This is a genomic window from Brevundimonas sp. TWP2-3-4b1 (assembly GCF_049897665.1).
Taxonomy (GTDB): domain Bacteria; phylum Pseudomonadota; class Alphaproteobacteria; order Caulobacterales; family Caulobacteraceae; genus Brevundimonas; species Brevundimonas subvibrioides_B.
Window position 1 is genome coordinate 114,862 of the sequence record NZ_JAFCWQ010000008.1, and the last position, 21,485, is coordinate 136,346.

Annotated in this window: 28 protein-coding genes and 3 pseudogenes; 17 read left to right on the forward strand and 14 right to left on the reverse strand. The window is 67.0% G+C overall.

The genetic code is table 11. The annotated features are described in order from the left end of the window. Positions 1-8 precede the first annotated feature (8 nt). From ACP7A5_RS08500 to ACP7A5_RS08555, 12 genes are all read right to left on the reverse strand, one after another. Positions 9-1,646: a terminase large subunit gene (locus ACP7A5_RS08500; protein ID WP_426041513.1), complete on the reverse strand. Its 1,638-nt coding sequence runs from the start codon at positions 1,644-1,646 to the stop codon at positions 9-11. Beyond that, complete coding sequence (locus ACP7A5_RS08505) at positions 1,646-2,191, reverse strand: phage terminase small subunit P27 family (RefSeq protein WP_426041514.1); 546 nt, start codon at positions 2,189-2,191, stop codon at positions 1,646-1,648. The genes ACP7A5_RS08500 and ACP7A5_RS08505 overlap by 1 nt, the downstream gene beginning before the upstream one ends. Before the next feature lie 250 nt (positions 2,192-2,441). Next, entirely contained in the window at positions 2,442-2,816 is a 375-nt protein-coding gene (locus ACP7A5_RS08510; RefSeq protein WP_426041515.1) for a hypothetical protein, read from the reverse strand. A 208-nt stretch (positions 2,817-3,024) separates the two neighbouring features. After that, the gene (gene nusG, locus ACP7A5_RS08515) at positions 3,025-3,588 is read right to left on the reverse strand and encodes a transcription termination/antitermination protein NusG (RefSeq protein WP_426041516.1); all 564 of its coding nucleotides are present in this window, start codon (positions 3,586-3,588) and stop codon (positions 3,025-3,027) included. Then, on the reverse strand, positions 3,585-4,661 hold the full coding sequence (locus tag ACP7A5_RS08520) for a helix-turn-helix domain-containing protein (RefSeq protein WP_426041517.1): 1,077 nt from the start codon (positions 4,659-4,661) through the stop codon (positions 3,585-3,587). Before ACP7A5_RS08520 ends, nusG begins: the two co-directional genes overlap by 4 nt. A gap of 31 nt (positions 4,662-4,692) precedes the next feature. Continuing rightward, entirely contained in the window at positions 4,693-4,962 is a 270-nt protein-coding gene (locus tag ACP7A5_RS08525) for an HNH endonuclease (RefSeq protein WP_426041518.1), read from the reverse strand. A 309-nt stretch (positions 4,963-5,271) separates the two neighbouring features. Next, the gene (locus ACP7A5_RS08530; protein WP_426041519.1) at positions 5,272-5,499 is read right to left on the reverse strand and encodes a hypothetical protein; all 228 of its coding nucleotides are present in this window, start codon (positions 5,497-5,499) and stop codon (positions 5,272-5,274) included. Further along, a complete protein-coding gene (locus ACP7A5_RS08535) occupies positions 5,496-6,203 on the reverse strand; it encodes a hypothetical protein (RefSeq protein ID WP_426041520.1) in 708 nt (235 codons plus the stop codon). The genes ACP7A5_RS08530 and ACP7A5_RS08535 overlap by 4 nt, the downstream gene beginning before the upstream one ends. An 85-nt stretch (positions 6,204-6,288) precedes the next feature. After that, positions 6,289-6,870 carry a hypothetical protein gene (locus tag ACP7A5_RS08540; protein ID WP_426041521.1) on the reverse strand — a complete coding sequence of 194 codons (582 nt, stop codon included), beginning with the start codon at positions 6,868-6,870 and terminating at the stop codon, positions 6,289-6,291. Beyond that, on the reverse strand, positions 6,867-7,484 hold the full coding sequence (locus ACP7A5_RS08545; protein WP_426041522.1) for a hypothetical protein: 618 nt from the start codon (positions 7,482-7,484) through the stop codon (positions 6,867-6,869). The genes ACP7A5_RS08540 and ACP7A5_RS08545 overlap by 4 nt, the downstream gene beginning before the upstream one ends. Continuing rightward, positions 7,484-7,894, reverse strand: a complete 411-nt coding sequence (locus ACP7A5_RS08550) for a hypothetical protein (RefSeq protein WP_426041523.1) — start codon at positions 7,892-7,894, stop codon at positions 7,484-7,486. Before ACP7A5_RS08550 ends, ACP7A5_RS08545 begins: the two co-directional genes overlap by 1 nt. Then, the gene (locus ACP7A5_RS08555; RefSeq protein ID WP_426041524.1) at positions 7,891-8,331 is read right to left on the reverse strand and encodes a hypothetical protein; all 441 of its coding nucleotides are present in this window, start codon (positions 8,329-8,331) and stop codon (positions 7,891-7,893) included. The genes ACP7A5_RS08550 and ACP7A5_RS08555 overlap by 4 nt, the downstream gene beginning before the upstream one ends. Positions 8,332-8,411: 80 nt before the next feature. On the opposite strand from ACP7A5_RS08555, the gene ACP7A5_RS08560 reads away from it, so the two are divergent. Continuing rightward, a complete protein-coding gene (locus ACP7A5_RS08560; RefSeq protein ID WP_426041525.1) occupies positions 8,412-9,026 on the forward strand; it encodes a hypothetical protein in 615 nt (204 codons plus the stop codon). Between the two features lie 145 nt (positions 9,027-9,171). After that, the gene (gene yecR, locus ACP7A5_RS08565; protein ID WP_426041526.1) at positions 9,172-9,522 is read left to right on the forward strand and encodes a YecR family lipoprotein; all 351 of its coding nucleotides are present in this window, start codon (positions 9,172-9,174) and stop codon (positions 9,520-9,522) included. Positions 9,523-9,626: 104 nt separating this feature from the next. On the opposite strand, the gene ACP7A5_RS08570 is transcribed toward yecR, so the two are convergent. Beyond that, positions 9,627-9,860: a hypothetical protein gene (locus tag ACP7A5_RS08570; protein ID WP_426041527.1), complete on the reverse strand. Its 234-nt coding sequence runs from the start codon at positions 9,858-9,860 to the stop codon at positions 9,627-9,629. Positions 9,861-10,129: 269 nt separating this feature from the next. On the opposite strand from ACP7A5_RS08570, the gene ACP7A5_RS08575 reads away from it, so the two are divergent. From ACP7A5_RS08575 to ACP7A5_RS08600, 6 genes and pseudogenes are all read left to right on the forward strand, one after another. Further along, positions 10,130-10,672 (forward strand): hypothetical protein, encoded by a 543-nt coding sequence (locus tag ACP7A5_RS08575; protein WP_426041528.1) that lies wholly within the window; start codon positions 10,130-10,132, stop codon positions 10,670-10,672. A gap of 3 nt (positions 10,673-10,675) precedes the next feature. Continuing rightward, positions 10,676-10,849 carry a hypothetical protein gene (locus tag ACP7A5_RS08580; RefSeq protein WP_426041529.1) on the forward strand — a complete coding sequence of 58 codons (174 nt, stop codon included), beginning with the start codon at positions 10,676-10,678 and terminating at the stop codon, positions 10,847-10,849. Further along, positions 10,849-11,052: a hypothetical protein gene (locus ACP7A5_RS08585; RefSeq protein WP_426041530.1), complete on the forward strand. Its 204-nt coding sequence runs from the start codon at positions 10,849-10,851 to the stop codon at positions 11,050-11,052. The genes ACP7A5_RS08580 and ACP7A5_RS08585 overlap by 1 nt, the downstream gene beginning before the upstream one ends. A gap of 35 nt (positions 11,053-11,087) precedes the next feature. Further along, a pseudogene (locus ACP7A5_RS08590) lies at positions 11,088-11,792 on the forward strand (ParB/RepB/Spo0J family partition protein); the annotation flags it as partial. A 1,125-nt stretch (positions 11,793-12,917) separates the two neighbouring features. Then, positions 12,918-13,187: pseudogene (locus tag ACP7A5_RS08595) on the forward strand (MucR family transcriptional regulator); the annotation flags it as partial. A 95-nt stretch (positions 13,188-13,282) separates the two neighbouring features. Continuing rightward, complete coding sequence (locus ACP7A5_RS08600) at positions 13,283-13,651, forward strand: hypothetical protein (protein WP_426041531.1); 369 nt, start codon at positions 13,283-13,285, stop codon at positions 13,649-13,651. 6 nt (positions 13,652-13,657) lie between these two features. Here the strand turns inward: ACP7A5_RS08600 and ACP7A5_RS08605 are convergent, their stop codons facing one another. Next, complete coding sequence (locus ACP7A5_RS08605; protein WP_426041532.1) at positions 13,658-14,212, reverse strand: hypothetical protein; 555 nt, start codon at positions 14,210-14,212, stop codon at positions 13,658-13,660. Between the two features lie 80 nt (positions 14,213-14,292). On the opposite strand from ACP7A5_RS08605, the gene ACP7A5_RS08610 reads away from it, so the two are divergent. From ACP7A5_RS08610 to ACP7A5_RS08650, 9 genes and pseudogenes are all read left to right on the forward strand, one after another. Beyond that, positions 14,293-14,556, forward strand: a complete 264-nt coding sequence (locus tag ACP7A5_RS08610) for a hypothetical protein (protein ID WP_426041533.1) — start codon at positions 14,293-14,295, stop codon at positions 14,554-14,556. Next, positions 14,556-14,816 carry a hypothetical protein gene (locus ACP7A5_RS08615; protein WP_426041534.1) on the forward strand — a complete coding sequence of 87 codons (261 nt, stop codon included), beginning with the start codon at positions 14,556-14,558 and terminating at the stop codon, positions 14,814-14,816. Before ACP7A5_RS08610 ends, ACP7A5_RS08615 begins: the two co-directional genes overlap by 1 nt. Before the next feature lie 2 nt (positions 14,817-14,818). Continuing rightward, the gene (locus ACP7A5_RS08620) at positions 14,819-15,244 is read left to right on the forward strand and encodes a hypothetical protein (protein WP_426041535.1); all 426 of its coding nucleotides are present in this window, start codon (positions 14,819-14,821) and stop codon (positions 15,242-15,244) included. Further along, entirely contained in the window at positions 15,241-15,561 is a 321-nt protein-coding gene (locus ACP7A5_RS08625; RefSeq protein ID WP_426041536.1) for a helix-turn-helix domain-containing protein, read from the forward strand. The genes ACP7A5_RS08620 and ACP7A5_RS08625 overlap by 4 nt, the downstream gene beginning before the upstream one ends. A 24-nt stretch (positions 15,562-15,585) precedes the next feature. After that, a complete protein-coding gene (locus tag ACP7A5_RS08630) occupies positions 15,586-16,746 on the forward strand; it encodes a tyrosine-type recombinase/integrase (protein ID WP_426041537.1) in 1,161 nt (386 codons plus the stop codon). 142 nt (positions 16,747-16,888) lie between these two features. Then, positions 16,889-17,074, forward strand: a pseudogene (locus ACP7A5_RS08635) (DUF6538 domain-containing protein); the annotation flags it as partial. A gap of 15 nt (positions 17,075-17,089) precedes the next feature. After that, positions 17,090-18,637 (forward strand): tyrosine-type recombinase/integrase, encoded by a 1,548-nt coding sequence (locus ACP7A5_RS08640; protein WP_426041551.1) that lies wholly within the window; start codon positions 17,090-17,092, stop codon positions 18,635-18,637. Positions 18,638-18,728: 91 nt separating this feature from the next. Continuing rightward, entirely contained in the window at positions 18,729-19,907 is a 1,179-nt protein-coding gene (locus ACP7A5_RS08645) for a hypothetical protein (RefSeq protein WP_426041538.1), read from the forward strand. A 198-nt stretch (positions 19,908-20,105) separates the two neighbouring features. After that, positions 20,106-21,221 carry an MrcB family domain-containing protein gene (locus ACP7A5_RS08650; RefSeq protein WP_426041539.1) on the forward strand — a complete coding sequence of 372 codons (1,116 nt, stop codon included), beginning with the start codon at positions 20,106-20,108 and terminating at the stop codon, positions 21,219-21,221. Positions 21,222-21,485 lie beyond the last annotated feature (264 nt).

Genomic DNA, 21,485 nt, shown 5'->3' on the forward strand with positions numbered 1-21,485 from the left:
GCCCTCCCTCAGAGGATCAGGAGACCGCGAGACTGATAGACCGACGGCCCGGGGCCCGCTTCCTCCGACCCGGCCAGGGCCAAGGCCGAGACCAGGGCGGCGATGCCGTCGATTTTCTCGGTCGACTTCGACTTTGACGGCTTGATATTGCCGGCGGCGTCGGTCTCGATCGCGACGTTTCCGGCACACCACTCCAGGATCGGATGGCCGCCGTGTTCGAACATGTCGCTCAGCAGCAACCGCTCCAGATCCTTCGACGGGCTGGACAGGGTCAGGAACCCCTGCCGGACCTTCTCGGTCGGCAGGCCCTCGCCGGTCAGCTGGATCATCACCTGTGTCGCGTTGAACGGATCGAAGCCGAAGCGTTCGATCCGGAACATCTCGGCGTCGGCCAGGATCTGGGCCTTGATGAAATCGTAATCGACGACGTTGCCTTCGGTCGCGATCAGGGCGCCCTCGCGCGCCCATTTGTCATAGGGGACCCGGTCGCGGCGAACCCGGTTCGCGATGGCGGCGGCGGGAACGTAGAAGCGCGGGACAAAGCGCCAGACCTTGACCTCGTCATCCGGCGGGAAGACCAGCAGTTGGGCCGCCAGATCGGTCGTGGCGGCCAGGTCGACGGCGCCGAAGCAGCGGCGGCCCCGGTTAGCCTCGGCCATATCGGACCAGTGGACCGGCCCGGCCAGGGTGCGCCACCGATCCATCGGCAGCCAGCGGACCGCCTGTTCGGTCCAGATGTTCAGGTGATAGCGCTTGAAGTCGTTTTCAAGCCGGGGCGACTCCTGCGCCCGCTGGCATTCCGCCCTCAGATAGTCGGGCTTGACGCTGACCCCATAGTTCGGGTTCGCCGCCTCCCAGGTCTTTTCGGACGTCCAGTCCGAGTCCTTTGGCGCGGCATAGATGACCACTAGGGTCTCATCGTCCTCGACGACGCCGTCCTGCACCTTGACGCAGTATTCGAACTGTTCCCAGCCGAACCCCATCCGCTGGCCGGCCGTTGAGATCAGGAACTCGAGCGGCTGGCGGCGGGCGACCGACGACTGGTGGACGAAGGTGTAGAGATCGCCCGAGGCCCATTCGTGGATCTCGTCGCCGATCAGGCCCGACATCGACAAACCGTGCTTGCCCGAGGCGTTCCCGGACAGCGGCTTGAAGCTGGCGTTCAGCTCGGCGCAGTAGATCGACGGCTTGAAGGTCTGCAGCAGGTCCGACAGGGTCGGCGACAGGTTGACCATCGCGCCCGCCTTGGCGAACACCAGCCGGGCCTGATCCTTGTCCTTCGCGATCGAATAGACCTGACCGCCCAGTTCGCCGTCGCCCAGCAGGCACAACAGCGACACCCCGGCGGCCAGTTCCGTCTTGCCGTTCTTGCGGGGGACCCAGACGAAGGCCCGACGATACCGCCGTGTCCCGTCCGCCCGCTTCCAGCCGAACAGCGGCCGGATGATGTCGTGTTCCTGCCAGGCCTCCAGGAGGAACGGCCGACCGGCCCATTCCCCTTCGGTGAACCTCAGGTGGGTGTGAAAGAACGCCACGGCCGCGTCGGCCGCCCGCTGATCGTACCAGTTTGGTCCGACTTCCCAGCGCGCCGCGACCGTGTTCCAGATCGCCGCCGTCCCGACCGCCCTCGGCCGCTCCGGCGCCATCAGTTCAACAGCCCAACCGGGCTGGCGGGTGCGGCAGGAGTGGCGACGGCGCCCGACGCATCGGCTTCGCGCCGCACGCCGAACAGGTCGCCCGCCGGATCCGGCGTCATCGTCCTGGACGCGAAGATCCGCTGACGCTCAGCCGGGTTCAGTCCGAACACCGCTTCCTGCGACTCCAGCAGCCGGGCCAGCCGGTCGCCGATCAGGAAGGCGGGGTGCGCGCGCTTCAGTTTGCCGTGCGCGCTCTCGCTCTCATAGGTCTCGCCCTCCTTGTCCAGGACGGCCTGCATCTTCAGCCACCGCGCCAAGTTGCGGCAGTATCGGGCGAAGCTCTCGGCATCGACGGGCGTCAGAAGCTTCAGGCGCGCGACGTTCGGCGCCAGGCGCTTCCAGACCTTCAGGCCTTCGCCCTTCAGCCACTCGGGTGCCGCGACGCCCGACGTCGCCGCCAGCGTCGCCGCCACGTCGACGGCCAGCCTGCGCTTGCCTGGGTTGCCCTTGGCTTCCCTGATTGCGGCCGGAGCCGGCTTAGGCCCTCGCCGCATGGCTGGCCTCCAAAAAAAAGTTTCGGGAAACTCGCGGGCGAAATAATTGTGCGCCCCCGCCGGTCCGGGACGGAAGGGTCCCAGAGATTTGACCACCCCCGGGGGTGGGTGCCGGGTGTGACCGCCTTGCCCGTTCAATCGGCCGAGGCCGCCGCACCACGGGTCTGACGCCATCAGGCCGCGCGCCTTACTTCACGCAGCCCAGCGCAGGTCGGTCGGTTGGTTCGAGCCCTCGCCCGGTCAGGCCGCTCTAGGACGGTGCGGTTTGCAGTGGCGGCAGGCCGAGCCGTGCCGCGAGGTGATCGAGGGCCATTCGACCCTGACGTTCGATGCGTTGTTTGAAGCCGTCGTGGCAGGGCTTGCAGCTGCTGACCCAGTAGCGGCTATTCCAGAACATCGTCTGGTCGCCGCAGTGGGGATAGAAGTGGTCGGTCAGCGTTGCGGCCGTGATCTCTTCGACCAGCTCGCAGTAGCGGCAGAGTGGATGGCTGCGCAGGTGTCCGCGAGACGCCTTGTCCCAGCGGCTGTCGTAGCCACGATCCCGGGCCGAGCCTCGACGGGCATCGTATGTCCGGTTCGCCTCGTGCCGCGACAGGTTGCCTGCGGGCCGAAAGGTTGGGGGCATCGTGGGCATCACTTGCACCGGGCCGGGCTGACCAGAACGGCGGGCGCATTTTCTGAATCGTGAGAAGCGAGGGGTCCGCCAGGACCGCTGCTTCTCCGGGGGCTCGCCTCCGCTGGAGGCCCTTGTCGGGACGGGCGCGTATGCCCCAAGCCGTGACCGTCACCCTTGCGGGTGTTGTGGGTTAGATGCGACCGATCACTGATTCGGGTCAAGCCGCTGATCTCGTATCTTCGATTACCAAATACTTCGGATCGACCGGCACCCCGCTCTTGCCGGCGAACAGGCCCGACAGCAGGACATGAACCCGCTCGCCCTCCCGGGCGGCCATAACCTCGCCGATCAGGCCGGTGAAGCACCCGGCCGTGATCTTGACCCGCTCGCCCTTTGCCCAGCTGCGGGTGCGGGGCGTGTGGTCGAAGTCGCCCGCCGCCTCCATCGCCTGCAACGCATAGACCGGATGACGCCCCGCCTCCCTGCGGATCTCGGCAGGCTCACCGCTGACCCGCCGGACCAGGTCCTGAACGGCGGTCACGCTAACGGCCGTGTGGATCATCGGCGCATCCGGCCCGCGACCCACGAACATCAGGCCGGGGATCAGCGGCCGGGCCACGACCCGCGTCCGACCCTGGAGGCGCTTCAGCCGCTTCTCGCTCGGCAGATAGACGTCGAACCGCAGCTGGCGCAGGCCGTCGACGGCGGCGACCTCGTGCCCCGGCCGCGTCCGTGCCGCGAACCAGGTCAGGCCGGGCGTCTCGTTCTCGATCATCGTCATGCGCGCACCCGTTCACTGCTGTTGTCTGAATTCCGAACCTCGACGCCGACGCCCAGCGCCTTCAGCGCCCGGCCCGCGTCGCGCCTCAATCGATCCGCCGCCGTCCGACCCGCCGCCAGCACGATGCGCCGTCCGCCGTCCCACAATGCCGGGTCGAGATAGCTGACCGCCGCCGCCTCCCCGCCAAGCGCCTGCACCACGGCCTCGCGCACCTCAGCGGGTCCGTCCCATGCGCTGGCCAGACCCGACGGCTGCCGCCGGCCCTGGACGACCAGCCACGGCTCGAACCGGCCTTCGGTCAGCCAGCGGTGGAAGTTCATCGCCTTGCCGCGTCCGAAGTCGGCGTCCCTCGCCACGGCGGCCAGCACGGCCCGCGACAGGTCCGCCTCGCTCAGCCCGGCCCGCTCGATCGCCGCGATCCATGCGTCCCAGGCCAGCGGACGGCTCGCCCGCTCCGGAGCCTTGGCGGACCATGCCGCGAGCGCCGCCTCAAAAGGCGCGCTGACCCCGGCTCGCGAATCCGGTTCGCTCGCGCGCGCGCCCTGTGTTTGATCTTGAGAGATTCCCTTCCCTATTTGCCCGTCACCGGTGACGGGGGGAGCGCGACGCCCGTGACGGGGGTCACCCGTCACGGGTGACGGGGGGCGCGAGGGCCTTGACCCGTCACCCGTGACGGGGGGCGCAGACGCCAGAGCGGCAGCCTCCCGCTCGGCAATACGTCGCCGGACGGTGGACGCGTGGCCCAGCTCTAGCGGCATACGATAGATCGGCACGCGCCGGCCCATGTACAGATGCGTGTCACCGGTCGGCAGCAGCAACCCGGCCGCCACCAGCGCCTGACGACCGCGCTCGACCATGCGGCGATCCTTGTCGATCTCCATGGCCAGCACGTCGACCAGCACCCAGGCGCGACCTTCGGCGTCGGCATAGGAGGCCATTGCGACCAGCACGGCCTTCGCATTGCTGTCCGCCCGCGTCTTGTCGGAGCCAACCACGCCATCGGGGCCACGGCGGCCCTTCAGCACGCTGATGCAGGTCTGGGCCTTCGCCCAGGTCACGGCGACGTCGCTCATGACAGCGCCCCCGCCGACCGTAAGTCGAGATCTAGATCCGGGTTTCTTCCGGGTCGTTGCGACAGATCCAGCGCTCGAACTCGTCGACCGTTTTCCGGTTCTTTCGGCTGTTGCAGGACTTGCACGCCGTCGCGAGATTGTCCTCCGCATCCCCCGCCGCGGGGTCCAGGTGATCCACCGTCGCAGTCTCGGGCGGCTGATGGGCTGGGTTGGTCAACACCGTGCAGCGCCGACGACAATATCGACAGATCAGTCCGTCGCGGACGAAGACGCGGTTCCGCATCACCTTGGTTATCGCCATAGGGAATCGCTCCTTTGCGGTTGACCTTAGGTGTCCCGACTGAGAGGCGCACCCGCCCGGCCGCATGCAGCCGCTTCACACAGTCGTGCCGCTCCATCGCATCGACCGGCGCGGCCACGCCCGCCGACATCTGGTCCAGCAAGGCGATAGCCCGGTCATGCTCGACCAGCTCGTTCGCCATCTGCCTCAGCAGGGCGCGCCTGTGGCCGGGCGCGCATGCGTGCAGGTCCGCATCCGCGAACACCGCCGCGCGCGCCTCCACGACCCGCCGCCGCTCTTCCCTCAACGTGTTCAACGCAGACTGCAGGCTCACATCCACCCCCGGTCGCGGGCCAGCCAGCGCGGCATGGTCCACAGGTTCTCGTCACGGCCTTCGCCGCGTTTGATCTGGCTCTTCGGCGCCCACTTCGGCCGCAACCGCCCGCCCACGTCCGACAGCAGCCACGCCGCGTCGGACTGGTCGTTCAGGGTCAGGGCGATGGTCACAGGGGCCTTGTCGTCGACCGGCTCAGGGACCTCTCCGAACAGGTCTTTCATGACCCGCCCTCCACGCCCGCCAGCAACGGGGCCTCGGTCAGCCCCACGAACATCGTCACGTCGTCGGGCCGCGCCAGCCGCGTCCGCGTGCCCGGCGCGATGAACATCACCCGGGGCGCGGCGCCGAACCCCTCGACCCCCGGCTTGATCCAGAGGAACCAGGCATAGGCCGTCGCGCTGGACGCGGTCGGGTCCCATCGCCCCTTGACCATCGGCACCCGCTCGGCGAACGGCGCGACCGCATACAGCGGCAGCTCGTTGAATAGCCGGAACCGCGCCGCACCCTCCAGGAACTGGAGCCGCAACAGCATCGCTACCCCGCGCCGCGCCCGCGCCCAGGCGGCCCTCACGAAGGCCTCGCCCAGCACGAAGGGCGGATTGGTCACGATCCAGTCAGCGCGCGGATCACCGACCGCGTCGAAATCACCGCGCACGAAATCGCCAATGAAGCGCGGCCGGATCGGCCCCTGATGGTCGTGAATGTCGGTCGGCCAGACGCCTTCGCCGAAGTAATCCGCCAGCCCGTGGGCCATGTGGCCGCCGCCGCACGCCGGCTCCCAGGCCGTGCGCGCCTGCGGATCAATGCTGCGGATCAGCTCGCCACCGGCCCGCGCGGCCCACGGCGGGGTGGGGAAGTAATCCAGATCATCCGGAGCGGTCGGCTGGCGCATGGCCATCACCGCGCTGAAACCCTCGGGCTTCATGCCAGCCCCCCCCCGTCAAGGGTCAACAAGGGCACGCCCGCGTCGGTGACGTGGCGCCGGGCCATATTGGCCGTGCTGGAACGGCTCACGGCTTGAACCCCAGGGTCCACAGTCGGGACGTCAGCGCCGCGATCATCGCCTGCGAAACCTGATAGGCGGCCAGCCCTGACGGGGCCATTCCCTGACCCCGTACGCCGAACACCGGGGCGACCCGGGCCTTGGACTGGTTGGACCAGTGCGCGAACCCCGACGCCGCCAGAATGCGCACCCGTGTGCTGCCTCGCGCGCCCCGTTCCAGCGCCTCCTCGGGAAAGGCCATCAGGCGACAGGCCTGGGCCAGACAGACGTCCTTCATCTCGTCGGCCAGGCGCACAGGCGGCATCGGCGGACGACCCGGACTCTTGCGACCCGCCCGGTCCACGCGGGCAGGCGTCAGGACCGCCGGGCGGGGCGACGGCGCGCGGCGCGCGGTATCGGGGGACGCCGTGACCGGTGCGACAGGTCCGCCCCCGTCGACGACCGCATACAGGGCCTTCACCGCCCCGACGGGCAGGCCCAGGTTGCGCGCGATCGCAGACCACGGCATGCGCACCCGCCGCCAGCCGATGACCTTGTCCAGCGTCCATTGCGCGGCGGGATCGAGGCGAACCGGGTTCGTCATCGTCATGCCGCCACTCCCGCGCGCGTCGCGTTCGCGTCTTCGCAGTCCGCTTCCAGCGCGGTCAGCAGGGCCTCGGGATCGACGTCGAACAGGTCCGCAACCTCTTCCGCAGTCCAGATCTCCGCCTCCAGAAACCACCCGGCCCAGCCTACGATCTGGCCCGTGATCGGCCTGATGCGCACGGTCCGACCGGCGGACCCCGTCTCGCGGCGCGCGGCTGCCGTGCGAGGCGCCGCCAATGGCTTCGCCGTCTGCGCCCGCGCCGGTTCGATCAAGGCGGGCGAACAGCCTTCGGTCGCCAGGAACCGCGTGCGCAGGGCGTCGCCCTCGGTCAGGCCGTGGGCATGCAACGCCTCGGCGACGATCAGCAGGTGATCGGACGTGACTCCGGCGCGCGTCAGCATCGACGGCGACAGTTCCGGCGCGCAGACCCTGAACATCGGCGCGGTCGCACGCCGGGAACAGCCCAGCCGCGCCACCAGCCCGGCGGCGGCCATGGTCCGGGTCCGCCGATGGCCCGGTCCGTCCTCGAACACGCGCGAGGCGTCCGCCCCGGTGATCTTCGCCGCCGCCACCAGGGCCACGGCCACATGGGCGGCGGTCAGTGAGCCATCCGTCATCACGCCACCTCGGGCCGGCCCAGATGGGCGCGCTGGAAATCGGTCGTGGCCAGGGCGTGCAGCCGCGCGTCCAGGAACCCGGCGACCGCCTTCAACAGGGGGGTCAGTTCGGCGCGCGTCTCGCCCGGCGTCTCGGGCCGCGACCACGCCCGCCCGATCCGCACCAGCGCCCGCGCCACATCGCCGGTCACCGACCCGCCTTCGCGCTCCAGCACCTCGGGCGTCGCGTGACCGCAACGCCGGGCCAGGTCCATGCGACGGCGGTTGGCGGACATGAAGATGTCGCCCCCGGGTTCGCCGCGCGCCTCGGCCGCCTCGCCGTCGGCGGCGCAGCTCAGGGCCAGATCGACCAGACCGCGCCAGTCGCCGCGCGTGCGCACGCCGGGGATGGTGGGGCGGGGCCGCCTCATTGCAGCACCGCGCCCGGCTTCAGCCGCGCCGCAGCGTCCGCCGCTTCCTGCGCCTCGCGCAGCATCTTCTGGGTCCGCTGCTGGACGTCGCGGATTTCCGCCTCGGTGCGCGATCCGTCGGCGTCCATGGCGTGGACGCTGCCCAGCGCCTCGGCGGACGCCTGGACGGCTTCGATCATCGCATCCTTCAGCTGGTCGTCCGCCTCGCCCTCAATGGCGCGGGCCGCCGCCCCGGTGACGATGGCCCGTCCGACCACGGCCTCCAGCGTCAGGATCTGTCGGAAGCTCGGCATGTCCGGCGCCCGCACGCATTGCAGCAGGCTGACCCGCTGATGCTTGCACCCCAGATCAATCGCCGCCGCCTCGACGCCGCCGGCGGCCTTCACCAGCTGGCGGAACAGGGCCTTGATCTCGCCCTCGGTCAGGGCGCGGCTCATTGCAAAGCTCCGGATTTTGCACCGGCGCCAAGCGAATCGGACGGCGCCACAGAGGAGGGGTCAGCAGATGGACCCGCCCTATGATCTCGCAGTTCGGAACATACGCTCTCGGCCGTGACCGCTCCCCCGCTCCATCGCTGGATCCGGAGGGCCAGACGAAGCGAGGCGTCGCGCTTGCCGGACTCGATGTCCGAGAGCCACCCGACCGACTTCTCGGACAGTTCGAGTTCAGCACAGGTCTGGGCGAGGGTCAGGCCGCGTTCGCGGCGGAAATCAGCGAAGAGCATGCCCCGGTTTCACCGCAAGTGAAACAATCGTCAAGCGACATTTTTCGCTTAGCGGGTAACTACATTTTCGACGCCGTTTCACATCATTGGAAAATGGCAACGCCGTCAAAGCATGACTGGTATCTGCAAGAGTGGTTCGCGACCGTCGGGCTTAAGCAGTTCGACCTGGTCACGAAACTCGACTACCCGCGCGGGACCGCCCACAAGCTGTGGCACGGCTTACAACCGTACCGCCGGGACAATGTCGAAGAGATTTCGGCGCTGCTGAACATCGCGCCGCATGAGCTTCTGATGCACCCCGACGACGCGATGAGCCTTCGGCGGCTGACCGCAGCCGTGGCAGAGGTCACCCGCGCGCCCATCGCCGAACCCGACGCGGCGACCCAACCCAAACGAGCGGCGCGCTAATCTTTCTTGGATCTTCGCCCGCGACCCGTCGCTCGCTGCGCCTGGAACCAGCCGGAGGCGGGCTCACGCTCAACTCTGATAGACTCAGCCGGAGATTGTCGGCTACCGTCGACGCTCGCGCCGGGAGGGCGTTGGGAGGGTTAAAATGAAATCGTTGAAATGGGCCACGCTCGCGGTAGCGCTGGTAGTCGTCGCAGGGTGTGCGACGGCAAAGACATGGCAGGCCACCGGCGGGAGTCGGTCCGACGGCACTGTTCGGCTCTCCTATGAGGTCGGGCTGCTGGAAGTACCGACCGTAGATGACGCCCAAGGACTCACCTTGGCGAGGCAGCGGTGTGCGACTTGGGGATATTCTGGCGCGGAAGCATTCGGCGGCACGACTTCCCAGTGCACCTACATGGGGTCATCAGGCTGCATGACGACGTTGGTCACCAAGGAGTTCCAGTGCACCGGCACGGGTACGCCGGGCGCCACGGCCAGCATCTTCGTCCGGTAAAGTCACCGCGCAGGACCGACGGCCGAGCAGACGGCAGATGGGCCTGACACTTTAGCGTCGGCAACGCCGGCCCTTCACGGGGCCGGCGTTTTGGTAAGCGGCACTCACGCCGCGTCGTCCTCCGGCACGTCGCCTACCGTCGAAAGCAACTCAATCTCTGTCCACTGGTCTCCCGAGGCCGAGGTGTCGATCCTGAAAAAGGCGACCCCGGCAACACGATGAGCCATGGCCTTCCCCCGCTTGGCTGCTTCGTCTTCGGACCCGCAAGACAGGGGCAGATCGGCCTCCAGGCGCCCTTCTGTGCGGCGATATGGCTGAATGACATAGAGATCCGACATCCGCCCTCCCGGCAAGTTAATGGGTCACTGATTCCCGCGAAGTGAACCAGAGTCGATAGCCGGTGCGTCAGTTTCGGACGCAGTTTCACAGGAAATGAAAAAACGCGTTGACGGCTATGTTTCACTTATGATGAAACTGCGCCGTCGCCCGCGCCGGGCGATCGCGCCGGAGACACTTCCCCCTCCTGACCGGCGCGGTGATCCCAGCGGAGTAGCCACCGCATCGATCGGCCCGGCGCGGGCGCACCCATTCACCGGGAGCGCCCCAGATGTCCGTCACCCACACCGCCCAGATCTTCCACTTCCCGCGCCGTCCGATCGCCGGTGCGCCGGGCGGTCTCGACTTCACCCGCGCCACGCCCGCCGCCACGGCGCCGGTCGAGGCGAATCAGGTTCGCCTGTCGGCGACTGTGGCGGCCCGGACCGATGCCGAACGGGCCGAACTGGTCTCCGCCCTACTGCTGACGCTGGAGAACAACCCCGCCGCGCCCTGCCTGTGCTGGCCGCTACGCGACATCGCCGGAAACCCTTGCGTCGCCGTCATCGTCGCGGGGGTTCCGTTCCGCCTGCGTCCCGACGACTGCCGGACGGCCGCCGACGCCCTGGTCGCGGAACAGGCCTTCCCCGGCTGCATGCAGCCCGCCCACGACCTGCGCGAGGCCGCGAACACGGCGGAACAGCGCGGGCCAGCGTCTCGGCCCGGCGGTATCCTGACCCTCGCATCGCCGTCGCGCACGGGCATGGTGACGACCGTCGTTCTGTCCGTCCTGATCGCCGCGACCGTTCTGGTCGCGCGGCTCTTCGGACGCTGACCCGTGGACGCCGCCCCGCCGCCCAACCTCGCCGCCGGCAAGTCCGACTGTCCGCGCTGCGGCGGACGCTACCTGAACGCCGACCTGCGCTGCATCGCCTGTAGCGCCGACTTCACCCCGGCCGGCCTGGCCTATTTCCGCGCCCTGCCGGCCGCCCTGGCTCGGCGGACCGCCTGATGTCGAAACAGGCCCCCTCTGATCCTGTCGTCGCCTGGGCAGTCTGGGCCGACCGCGCGATCGAGCGCGGCCCGGCCGAGGCGGGGCGGGCCTTGCGCTTCCTCGACACCACTCTCGCCCGCCGGTCGCCGACCGCGAACGCGCGCCTGTCGCCCGAAGCCCTCGCTCCCATCCGCGAGCGCCTTTCACATCACGCCCGCTGACGCCCGGCGTCACCCGCAACACCGGACCCGATCCCATGGAACTGAACCCCGTCGCCTTCACCTCGGCGCCCCTGTTGCGGGCCATCGCCACCGGCGGATGGTCGTCCAAGGCGGACCTCGCGCGCCGCGCAAATCGCCACCCGAACAACCTGATCCGCGACCTGACCGTCCTGTGGGAGGCGGGCCTGATCAGCGAGACTTCAAATCCGGCCCTGACCGAGCATGCCGAGGACCAGCTCGCCGCCCTCGACCGCGCCGAGAACCCGGACGCCGCCGACGGCCTCGGCGTCACCCACGCCTTCCATGCCGACCTCATTCCCGACCCGGACCAGCCGAGGAAGGACTTCACCTCTGATCAGGCCGTCGCCGATCTGGAGGAGCTTCGCGACTCCCTGATCGCGCGGGGCCGCATCGTCCAGCCCATCGCCGTCCGCTCCCATCCCGAGGTCAAGGGCCGCTTCATCATCACCGATGGCGAGCGTCGCTGGCGCGCGGCGGGGCTGGTCATGGACGCGGGCGACTGGCCCCTGTCCACGCCCGTGCCGATCAGCATCCAGGAGACCGACGCAAAGGAAACCCGCCTCTCCCAGCTGACCGCCAACATGGTCCGCGCCGACATGACGCCGCTGGAGGAAGCCGACGCCTTCGCCGACCTGATCGACACCCACGGCATGACGACCGCCGGAATCGCCGCCGAGATCGGCATGTCCCAGAAGCTCGTCCAGAACCGCCTGCGCCTGCGCCAGCTGTCGCCCAACGACCGCGCCCGGATGGCCCTGCCCGAGGATGACCCCGACCACCTCGGCTACAAGGCCGCGCTCAAGTCCCTGATGACCCCGCGCGACGACACGCCGCTGGTTCACATCGGCATAGATCCCGGCGCGGCGGCGGGCGACACGACCGCCATCCACGATCACGTTCCGGACCCCCGCGAATCTGGTTCGTCACTGGCCGCGCGTTTCGACACCTCCGTCACCGCCGCAGAAGCCCGGACCCTGGTCGAGATTGCCGATTGGATCGAACGGGCGCGCGAACCGTCCATCGGCTCGGGCCACTACGCCCCGATCCATGCCGTGCCGACGACCCCGGTCACGCGCCGCCTGCTGGAACGCGGCCTGATCGGTTTCCGCAGCCACGGCCCGCTGCATCACGTCACCGTCCGCTACTCGTTCGAAGGCCTGACCGAATGGCTGACCGGCCTCGGCTTCTTCAGCGGCGACCGGGCCGCCGCCCTGTTCGAGGTCCGCACCCGCGCCGGCGGCGGCCCGGACCTTGCTGAACGACTGGCCGACAGCGGCCGCTACGCCACACACTGGCTGAACTCTCCATCGACTGCCCTTGACGCGATTGCCGAGGCCGAGCCCGAACTGGTCGCCCAGGTCATTGCCGACCACGGCCACGCAGCCGAAGAAGCCCCCGCATTGATCCCCCCGAGCGCCTTCGAGCGCGAGGCCCAGTGGCGCGTCGAACGCGAACGCGCGGCGGTCGCCCGCGACCGTGAGGTCGTGGCGCGCTTCGCCGAGGACATGCTGAAGGCCCTGGCCGACGCCCGGTCTGGCGCCAAGCCCTTCGCCGAGGCCTTCGACGGCGACGGATCGAACAAAGGCCTGGACGCCCTGGTCGAGGCGGCATTCGGCGCGCTGGCCCTGTCCGAGCCGGGCCTCGCCGGGGCGGCACTGGCCCAGCTAGTCACGCGCGGCGGATCGCAGGGTGCGCGCTACCGGCTGGAACGCCTGACCCTGCCCGCGATCGAGACCATGATGATGTCGGCGCGGTGCGACCGCCTGACGGTAACCGGCGACTGGCATGACCCTGTCGAGGCCCACGTCGAGGCCGAGGTCGCGGAAGGCGAGGACGAACACGAGGCCAGCGAGCCGCCGGTGGCCGACATCGCCGACCGGCGCGTTCCGGCCGTGCCGATCCGGCAGTCGATCGATCCCGACTTCATTGTCTGCCTGGAGGACGGCCGCAAGTTCAAGTCGCTGAAGCGCCACCTGCGCACCCGTTACGACCTGTCGCCGGAACAGTATCGCGCGCGTTGGGGCCTGCCCGCCGACTACCCGATGGTCGCCCCCAACTACGCCAGGGCCCGCGCCGACCTCGCCCGCCAGATGGGCCTGCAGGAGTCGGTCTGATGGCCCGCCCCTGGTCCGAGGCCGCCGCACTTCTCGCCGCTGCCGGCCGTGATGCCGGCCCCCTTTCCCCACCCCGTTCAATCTGGAGCCGCCTGATGTCTCAGAACATCGACTACGCCTTCCTGACCCGCATCGACGACGTCGCCCGCCCGACGGTCTGCGCCAGCCTCGACGCCCTCGCGCGCCACGTCGACCGCAAGCGCCGGGGCCAGGGCATCCTGATCGAAGAGATCGAGGACATCCGCGCCCGCCGCCACATCGCCTGTGGCGACGCCGACCCGGCCCCGGCTGGCCAGCGTGATCGCGGCGTCCAGATCTTCACCCTCTGCCTCGACGGCGCCCGCGACCGCTCGCTGGGCTTCGCCTGGCTGAAGGGCGGCGGGCGCGAGGCCATGGTCGCCGCCCTGACCCGCGTCGCCGCGCCATCGCGCGAGGGCGACCGCCACCTGATGCAGGCGGCGTGAGGGATGTCAGTCGATCGCGCCCGCCGCCTGCATCGAGAGCCTGTGTTGTTGCGCGGCTTCAGTGATATTTATCAGAAGCTTGCGGAAGACCTTGGTCGTCGCGGGCGCTTTGGGGTCGAAATGCTCGATGATCACACCGAGCATCACCGCCGCCGCCCTGCCTGTGCCGATGGCATGGAGTACTGCGATGCTGGCCTCAGGATCGGGCATCTCGTCGATCGGAAGGCGGGTCAGGCTCTCAAGGGCGCCCTCAACATCGGACAACAGGACCTTAGCCGTCCAAGGCGTCCAGTCCGCCCGCTGTTCACGCTCGTCAGCAGTGAGGAGGGCGGAAGCGAGCGAACCAAAGGCAAAGGCGGAGCCTCTGGCGACGCGCTTCAGGCGGTTTCCCGCCTCCTCCTGTCGGTCGGCAACCGAACGGCTGCGCTCGAACACAGCCAGACCGATGGCCGCCATGATCGCCGCGACGCTGCCTATGGCCTGCGCCCAGGCGGCAAAGTCCGCCGATTCGGTCGGAGCTGGCGAAGAGTAGGCCCATGCCCCCGCCGCCACGATCATCACTGCGCCGGCGATCCCCGCGTTGATGGTCAGTCTGTCCAGTTTCATGTCGCGACGTTGCGTCAGAATTACGGGGTCCGCCAGTGACCCCCGCCTTCTCCGCCACGGCCCGCCGCGCCCGAATCCTGCGCGCCACCCGCACCACGGCCCTGACCCTGTCCGAGATCGTCCGCCGGACCCGTCCGCGCCAGCCCTTCGACGCGCGCGACGACAGCCTCCAGCGCCTCAAGACCACCTCGGCGATCCGCGCCCTTAAGGCCGACCGCCTGATGACCCGCACCCGCGACGGCTGGTCCGCCACGCCCGAAGGGGTCCGCGTGCTGGCCCAGCTGGAGGCGAGGAACTGATGGCCGAGCCGATCCCCTTCCCCGAACAGAATGCGGTTCTGGTCGGTTCACCCGAGGACAAGGCCGCCGGCACGGTCCTGGACCTGCCGATCCATCGCCACCGCGACCTAGATAACAATCCGCACGTCATCTCGTGCTGGCAGCTGACGAACGAAGAGTGGGCCGAGGTCGCGCGAACCGGGTGCGTCTGGCTGCGCAGCTGGGGGGTCACCCATCCGCCGATCTGTGTCCAGGGCACGTCGCCCTTCGGCGAGGGGTGACCATGACCGCCGCCCTGTTCGATCTCGCGCACCACGCCCTCGGACGCCCCGACGGTCCGCACGTCAAACCCTATCGAAACTACTTCGCGACGGACGCCGGTAGCGCCGAAGCCCAAGCCTTCGCGGAGTCCCCGTTTTGGATGCGCAACGGAAAGGAATCGCCCGGCGGGCTGGCTTATTTCCACGTCACCGACGCGGGGATCGCTGCGGTCTGGAAATGGCTTCGGGAGAAGCAGGAGGCCAAGGGCTTGCGCGCCTACACCGTACGCGTCTGGTGGGACGAACTGGAATTGCCTTCAGAGCGTCACGTGGTCGCGAAGTCGCGCGGCGCTGCGAAGTACAGCGCGTTCCTTTCCGTCAGCGATACGTGGCCCGAACTGACCTTCCGCCGGTTCTGCGCCTTTCGCATCCAGGTGCGCGGGCGATGACGACCCTCGGCGCCGCCACCGAGGCCCGCGTCTGCGCAGCCTTCGCCGACACGGCCCTGCTGACAGCCGAGGCGGCCTGCGCCCTGCTGGGCATCGACACCAAGTCCCTGCGGGCGCTGACGAACGATGGCGTCATCCGCGCCGTGCGCCGGGGCGGCGGCGGCCACCGCGCCTATACCGAGGGTGACATCCGCGCCTTCCTGACCGAAAGTGCCGCCCCCGTCCGGGACCCCAGGCCGAGGTCGAACCACACCGCCCAGGCGGTCGTGCCGTTCTCTCAGCGCAAGGCGCGAACCGGGACTGCTGACCGCCGCTAGATCGCGCGTGGAAGAGGAGCCTGCATGACCGTCTATCTGCCGAAGAACAGCCGGTTCTGGGCCTACGACTTCCAGTACAAGCGCCAGCGCTACCACGGCTCGACCGGCGTCGAGACCCGGCGCAAGGCCGAGGAGGTCGAACGCCGTATCCGCCAGCAGGCCGCGCTTGGCACGCTGGACGACGGGTCGGGGATGACCTGGGACCAGGCCGCCGGCCGATGGTGGGCCGAGGTCGGCCAGCACCGGGCCAGCGCGTATCAGCTCGAGCACCGCCTCGCGATCGCCACCCGTTTGATCGGGCCGAACACGCCCATTTCCCAGATCACGACCCGGGTCATCGCCCGCGCGATCGAGAAGCGCCGGGGCGAGACCTTCACCCGCCATGCGGACACGAAGGAGCACAAGGCCAAGCGCCACGTCCTGTCGAACGCAACCGTCAACGCCGACGTCATGCGCCCGATTCGCCGCGTCCTGTTTCGCGCGCGCGACGTGTGGGAGGTCCACGGCCTGCCGGTCGTCGACTACAAGGCCCTGGTCCTGAAAGAACCCGAGACTGAGATCCGGCTCTACAGCGCCGAACAGCAGGCGGCCTGGTCGGCTGAATGCGATCCGACGGCCCGGTTCGTCCTGCGCCTGCTGCTGACCTATGGCCTGCGCTTCGGCGAGACCTTCATTCCGCCTGACGCCTTCATCCCCGACGCGCCCGGCGGCCCGGTCCTCGCCATCAACAAGCGCAAACGCGGCGCCCTCTATCTGCCCCTGCGCGCCGACGACGCCCGCGAGATCGCCGCCCGCGCCGGCCGGGCCAAGGCCGCCGGCCTCCCGTCGATTCTGTTCGAGACCGCCGGTCGTGATGCGAGGGGCGCCGACCAGCTGGTCGAGGTGTCGAAATCGGGCATGGCCGTCCGACTCCGGTCGGCCGCCAGACGCGCGGGTCTGACCCAGCCTCGCCTGATCCACGGCACGCGCCACCACGTCGGCACGGTCACCCTGGCCGAGACGGGCGACATCCGCATGGTCCAAACGCTTCTCGGCCACGCCGACATCAAGTCGACCCTGCGCTATTCCCACGCCCTCGACAGCGGCCTGCGCGCGCAGCTGGAGTCCCGGAATAGTCCCGGAGCCCCAGAACCCGACGCGGTATTTTCCCCGCCGAAACAACGCCGTGCGAAGCCGCGCAAGTAACCTCCGAAGGCAGGGGTCACAGGTTCGAATCCTGTCGGGTGCGCCAACTTCCCGGATTATCCAATCCGATCAACGGTTGGCCTGAAACCGCCAACCCCTGTTTCGCCCAGGTGCGACACACAACTGCGACACAGGCCGTCTGATGGCCGGTGGCAGACCGACCCATCTCGCCCGTCGGGGCGCGATCTACCTCGTCAGATTTCGGCTGCCGGTCGATCTCGCGGCCCGCCTTCACATGGTGGAGTTCCGTAGATCGCTGCAAACTGCGGACCCCGTACTTGCGCGCCGACGATGTTCGGCTGCGACGGTGTGGTTTCAAATGCAGATGGACCGGTGCAGAGCGATGCAAATGCTGACGCGAAAAGACCTCGAACAGGCCGCCCAAAACTTCTTCGCCCACCTTGCTGAGGCAGACAGGCTCAGGCCCCGAGGGTTTGATCCCGAGCGATTGGAAGAGGCCGCCGGGTACGAGATCGAGATGTCTCGCATCGCCATCGAGATGATCGACGACGAGCTCCGCAACAACACCTTTGCCGGGGATACGCAGCTTACCGCCGAGCAAATGCTAGGACATGGCCCTGCCGCCCTACCACTACCTGTTCAACTTCAGTCGCTCAGTTACGAACTGGGAGCGAGGGTCAGTCGAGAGATGCTGCGTCTTCGCATGCACAGGCTTTCCGAACCGGCCCGGCGGTACGAGGCCTATGATGACTTGTTCGACGCCGAGCGGCCGCTCAGCCGGACCATGGCGCAGGCTGTCTCCGTCGTCACCTCGACGAGTGTAACGGTGGCCGCCGCTGGCGAGACCTATCTGGCGCGGACCGAGGCGCGGAAAGTGGGGGCATCACACATCACTGAACTACGGCGAGGCCTGGGATGGCTCCGCGATTTCGTGGGTGGCGAGACCGACCTTCGGACCATAACCGCAGAGCAAATGAAGGCTTTCCGAGACGACCTGCAGCGGCTGGACAAGACCCTGCAGGGCAAGGCGCTGCCGTTCAAGAAACGGCTGACGGGGAACCCCGAGCGTCAGATCGCATACGCGACCTCGACCCGCTATTGGCGTGGCATCCAGACTTTCTTCTCGTGGGCAGTCGAAGACAGGTTGATCCCAACCAGCCCGGCCGACGTTGCGAAGATCCCGAGACCGAAAGGGATTGTTCGTAGGACGCCTCCACCATTTTCGAAGGACGAGCTGGTCGCACTGCTGGCCACCCCCTTGTTCGCCGGACACCTGGGTCGGAAGCGGGTCAAAACGCCAGGGACCTGCATCGCGAGAGGGGGCGAGTGGTGGTCAGCCCTCCTGTTCATGCACACAGGACTGCGGGCAGGCGAGCTCTCGCAACTCGGGCCTAGCGATTTCGACTTCGAAGCTGAGATCCCGCATCTGAAGGTGAGGGAGATCGGAGAGGACGGATCCAAGGGAAAGTCGGTCAAGAACGCTTCGTCGATCCGAGACGTGCCGCTGCATCCGCGCCTGTTGGAGCTGGGGCTCAAGGAGTTCGTGACGGATCGGCAAGCGAGTTGGCCGGGGAGGCGGGTGTTCGTCGAGTTCCGGCTGGGCAAACATCGCAAGAGCGAGGGCGCGACCCGCTTCTGGGGCGACTATTTGCAGAAGCTTGGCTTCTGGAAAGAGGGGCGGTCGACCCACGTCTGGCGGCACACGGTGATCGCTTGCCTCCGCTCCAACGGGGTCGCAGTGGAGGATATCGCGAGCATCGTCGGGCACACTGGCACCGAAGGCATTGAAGGGTCAGCCTTCGGCCAAACGAAGAGCTACGGCGGGGCCTACAGCCTAGAGCGGAAGCGGGCTGCGATCCTCAAGCTTGATTTTGGGTTCGATCTCGTGGGCGAAATCGGCGGGCCGTATGACGAAGCAAGACACCGATGACGAGCGGGCCGTTGACCTTGATCTACTTCCAGACGTAGGGTTCTGCTTGGAGTTTGGGGCGGGAACGAGTGGTTGGTCCAGGCGTCGCCAGATGGCGGTGAAAATCACCGCCGGCTCTGAAGCCTCTAATAAGCCCCCCGTCCCTGAGCCATCGATCTCCGAATATCCCATCCAGCTTACGATGGCGGATGAGAGGAAGGTCTGGATTTCCAATCCTCAGCCCGACAAGCTGACCCTGATAGCTCCTCTTCTATGGAAACACTTCCAGCCCCAGCCGAAGGACGAAGCTCAGTTCATCGAGTACATCACAACGATGAGCTCGGTGTTGGCTACGGTCGGGGGGCTCACGAAGATTGTGTCCACCCGCTTCGATAAGGCCAACAAGCTCTTCTTTGAAATCGTCCTTCAGGCAGGTGACCGGGACGCGGTGGCTATCATTCAGTTCACCAAACCGAAGGGCGGAGCAAAGCCGCAGCCTTGGAAGTTACGTATCGAACTGAACCCCCGCAAGATCGGCCCGGCCGGTTTCAAGGCACTCGCCGGAGACCTGAGCTATAGCCACACATTCAGGCTTGCCCGATATCTTGCCGATGCCAAAATCACGAGGTTGGACACTGCAGTTGATTTCATCGGGGTGCAGGTCGCTGATACGCTCCCTCAGATCGAGCCCCTCGGGAAATCTTCCTACGTCGTAGGACGCGATGGGGTTCTGGAGACGATATCTCTGCATCGGCCAGCCCCCCCGCCAAAGCAGAACTACGACGCTGCCGGCGCTCCGAAGAAGGTGAAGAGGAGCGACAACCCCCTCGGGGAGGTCCTGGTCAAGGTATATGACCGAGTGAGGGAACGGGCATCGGTGTTACAGCCAGCCCCCTTCGGCCCAGCGGAGGTGACCCGGTGCGAGGTGGTCAAAAAGTGGAAGGGTCATGGCCCGACCCTCTTGAAGTTAACTTCATTCGGGAACCCGCTTAACGACGTGAGCCTGACCTATGTCAACGCGGCAGTACCAAACTCGGACCTGCAGCTCTGGAAAGCTTATGTAGGCCTACGCCGACATCACCCGGCCACCATCGCAACTCGAATGCTGGGCTTATCGATCTATCAGGCTCTTGCCTGGGGTAAACTCTATAACGATCCGCCAAGCGCGCTTATCACGCCCGCGAAGTCATGGCTGGGATGGCCGTCTGGGCTAAAACAATCCGGTCTAGACCACTGGATAGGCATCGCTGCATCAGCTGAGTTCGACCTCTTCGAAGGCGGCCAGACCTAGCCGTATCGCTCAGAGGGGTTATCAGTCCAATATCTGCCCATGCACCTGATAAGAAACCGATTTTCTTAAAACCCTGGTTAATGACAAGGCATCGTCGGGGAGGTGTTTCGCCCAATCTAATGTCCTGAAGGACGTCGAGACGGTGCGGTTAACTTCACTGCGGTTGGATGGCAAAGTCGAAACATCCGAGGAGGTCTTATGATCGAAACCCTGCGCCAGATCAGCCAGCTCCAGCCTGCATATTCACCGTCAAACACACCCGCGATGCAGGCGCGGGGATCTCTCATCCGCTCGACTTTGGTCGGCGAGGTTCGGGGTCTGGCAGCCGTCTTGTCATCGGAGCTGGCAGAGTACGGCGACGACTTCGGCGTCGAAGCATCAGACGGCATCGGCAGAAAGACAGAAGCACCATGGGTGCGGTTCTTCTCCCGGCGCATGTCGCCCACCCCACGCGATGGATTTTACGCAGTCATACATTTCTCAGCTGACGGGTCGGCATTTTGGATCACAGTCGGCTGTGGCTCCACGGTGTGGAACGGCGGGGATCTACGGGCGCTGCCAGATGCTAAACTCCAGGAGCGGACGCAATGGGCTCGTTCGGTGGTCGACCAGCATTTCGGTGGAGCTGGCCAGTTCGCCGACACAATAGCACTCGGTGCCAAGGCGAGCTTGCCAAGGACTTTCGAAAAGGCGACCGCACTGGCCCGACGATTTAACCCAGTGATGACAGCTGATGCAGAGATCGAACAGGCGTTGATCGAAGCAGCTGGTTATCTCCGAGAGGTCTACCGGGCGCAGGCCATGGGAAGCCATCTGTCCCTGGCGGAAGCGGCAGAGATCGAGCTGGAGGCATTGGCTCGCCCGAACGCGAATGCGGCTGCACGGCAGGGTCTGGGCCTAACCGGACCGGAGAGAAGAGCCATTGAACTGCGGGCAATGAAGGTCGCTCAGGATTGGCTGGAAGGACTGGGGTTCTCGGTCAAGGACACGTCGAAGAACTCCCCGTTTGACTTCGCCGCCACCCAGAATGGCGACACGTTCAAGATCGAGGTGAAGGGCACCACCGGGGTCTCATGCGATGAGTTCTTCATGACCAAAAACGAGGTCGAACTACACCAGAGAGAGGCGGGGGCGACCGGCCTGGTCTTGGTGTCGAATTTTCACCTGGTGAGAAAGTCTGGCGTGCTCCCGACAGCGGTGGGTGGCACCTGCCACGGAGAAATCGGCTGGAGTATTGCGAGTTGCGAACTCCGACCGGTGGCGTACCGGGTTGTCCGCCCCGCTTCCCCGCCAGCGAAATCGCATAGAAGTTAATCGCACGAGCTCGACGGCGCTGCCAAATCGTCTGGAGGGGTTATCAGTCCGCCGATCTGTCTCCGGCATATGGAGCCTCAAGCAGGGCCTTTATTTTGGTCAAGGGACCGACATCGAAATGCTCCAACACGGTTAAGTACACGATATCGCTCGAACCGCGTTTGCTGTGGTTAACTTCACCGTCCGTCGCACGCCCTGCACACACATATGCTGACCAGTCTGTTGAAGGCGCGGGGAGCAAAGCTGTCTTGCATCAACGTCGCT

What these genes read in the sequence shown, in the direction of transcription:
- ACP7A5_RS08530 (WP_426041519.1), bottom strand. Translation starts at nt 5,499, where the DNA reads ATGAAAGACCTGTTCGGAGAGGTCCCTGAGCCGGTCGACGACAAGGCC.
- ACP7A5_RS08575 (WP_426041528.1), top strand. Translation starts at nt 10,130, where the DNA reads ATGTCCGTCACCCACACCGCCCAGATCTTCCACTTCCCGCGCCGTCCG.
- ACP7A5_RS08550 (WP_426041523.1), bottom strand. Translation starts at nt 7,894, where the DNA reads ATGAGGCGGCCCCGCCCCACCATCCCCGGCGTGCGCACGCGCGGCGAC.
- ACP7A5_RS08570 (WP_426041527.1), bottom strand. Translation starts at nt 9,860, where the DNA reads ATGTCGGATCTCTATGTCATTCAGCCATATCGCCGCACAGAAGGGCGC.
- ACP7A5_RS08555 (WP_426041524.1), bottom strand. Translation starts at nt 8,331, where the DNA reads ATGAGCCGCGCCCTGACCGAGGGCGAGATCAAGGCCCTGTTCCGCCAG.
- yecR (WP_426041526.1), top strand. Translation starts at nt 9,172, where the DNA reads ATGAAATCGTTGAAATGGGCCACGCTCGCGGTAGCGCTGGTAGTCGTC.
- ACP7A5_RS08505 (WP_426041514.1), bottom strand. Translation starts at nt 2,191, where the DNA reads ATGCGGCGAGGGCCTAAGCCGGCTCCGGCCGCAATCAGGGAAGCCAAG.
- ACP7A5_RS08645 (WP_426041538.1), top strand. Translation starts at nt 18,729, where the DNA reads ATGGCGGTGAAAATCACCGCCGGCTCTGAAGCCTCTAATAAGCCCCCC.
- ACP7A5_RS08585 (WP_426041530.1), top strand. Translation starts at nt 10,849, where the DNA reads ATGTCGAAACAGGCCCCCTCTGATCCTGTCGTCGCCTGGGCAGTCTGG.
- ACP7A5_RS08625 (WP_426041536.1), top strand. Translation starts at nt 15,241, where the DNA reads ATGACGACCCTCGGCGCCGCCACCGAGGCCCGCGTCTGCGCAGCCTTC.
- ACP7A5_RS08525 (WP_426041518.1), bottom strand. Translation starts at nt 4,962, where the DNA reads ATGGCGATAACCAAGGTGATGCGGAACCGCGTCTTCGTCCGCGACGGA.
- ACP7A5_RS08620 (WP_426041535.1), top strand. Translation starts at nt 14,819, where the DNA reads ATGACCGCCGCCCTGTTCGATCTCGCGCACCACGCCCTCGGACGCCCC.
- ACP7A5_RS08600 (WP_426041531.1), top strand. Translation starts at nt 13,283, where the DNA reads ATGTCTCAGAACATCGACTACGCCTTCCTGACCCGCATCGACGACGTC.
- nusG (WP_426041516.1), bottom strand. Translation starts at nt 3,588, where the DNA reads ATGACGATGATCGAGAACGAGACGCCCGGCCTGACCTGGTTCGCGGCA.
- ACP7A5_RS08615 (WP_426041534.1), top strand. Translation starts at nt 14,556, where the DNA reads ATGGCCGAGCCGATCCCCTTCCCCGAACAGAATGCGGTTCTGGTCGGT.
- ACP7A5_RS08560 (WP_426041525.1), top strand. Translation starts at nt 8,412, where the DNA reads ATGATCTCGCAGTTCGGAACATACGCTCTCGGCCGTGACCGCTCCCCC.
- ACP7A5_RS08520 (WP_426041517.1), bottom strand. Translation starts at nt 4,661, where the DNA reads ATGAGCGACGTCGCCGTGACCTGGGCGAAGGCCCAGACCTGCATCAGC.
- ACP7A5_RS08540 (WP_426041521.1), bottom strand. Translation starts at nt 6,870, where the DNA reads ATGACGATGACGAACCCGGTTCGCCTCGATCCCGCCGCGCAATGGACG.
- ACP7A5_RS08630 (WP_426041537.1), top strand. Translation starts at nt 15,586, where the DNA reads ATGACCGTCTATCTGCCGAAGAACAGCCGGTTCTGGGCCTACGACTTC.
- ACP7A5_RS08545 (WP_426041522.1), bottom strand. Translation starts at nt 7,484, where the DNA reads ATGACGGATGGCTCACTGACCGCCGCCCATGTGGCCGTGGCCCTGGTG.
- ACP7A5_RS08650 (WP_426041539.1), top strand. Translation starts at nt 20,106, where the DNA reads ATGATCGAAACCCTGCGCCAGATCAGCCAGCTCCAGCCTGCATATTCA.
- ACP7A5_RS08510 (WP_426041515.1), bottom strand. Translation starts at nt 2,816, where the DNA reads ATGCCCCCAACCTTTCGGCCCGCAGGCAACCTGTCGCGGCACGAGGCG.
- ACP7A5_RS08640 (WP_426041551.1), top strand. Translation starts at nt 17,090, where the DNA reads ATGCAAATGCTGACGCGAAAAGACCTCGAACAGGCCGCCCAAAACTTC.
- ACP7A5_RS08500 (WP_426041513.1), bottom strand. Translation starts at nt 1,646, where the DNA reads ATGGCGCCGGAGCGGCCGAGGGCGGTCGGGACGGCGGCGATCTGGAAC.
- ACP7A5_RS08535 (WP_426041520.1), bottom strand. Translation starts at nt 6,203, where the DNA reads ATGAAGCCCGAGGGTTTCAGCGCGGTGATGGCCATGCGCCAGCCGACC.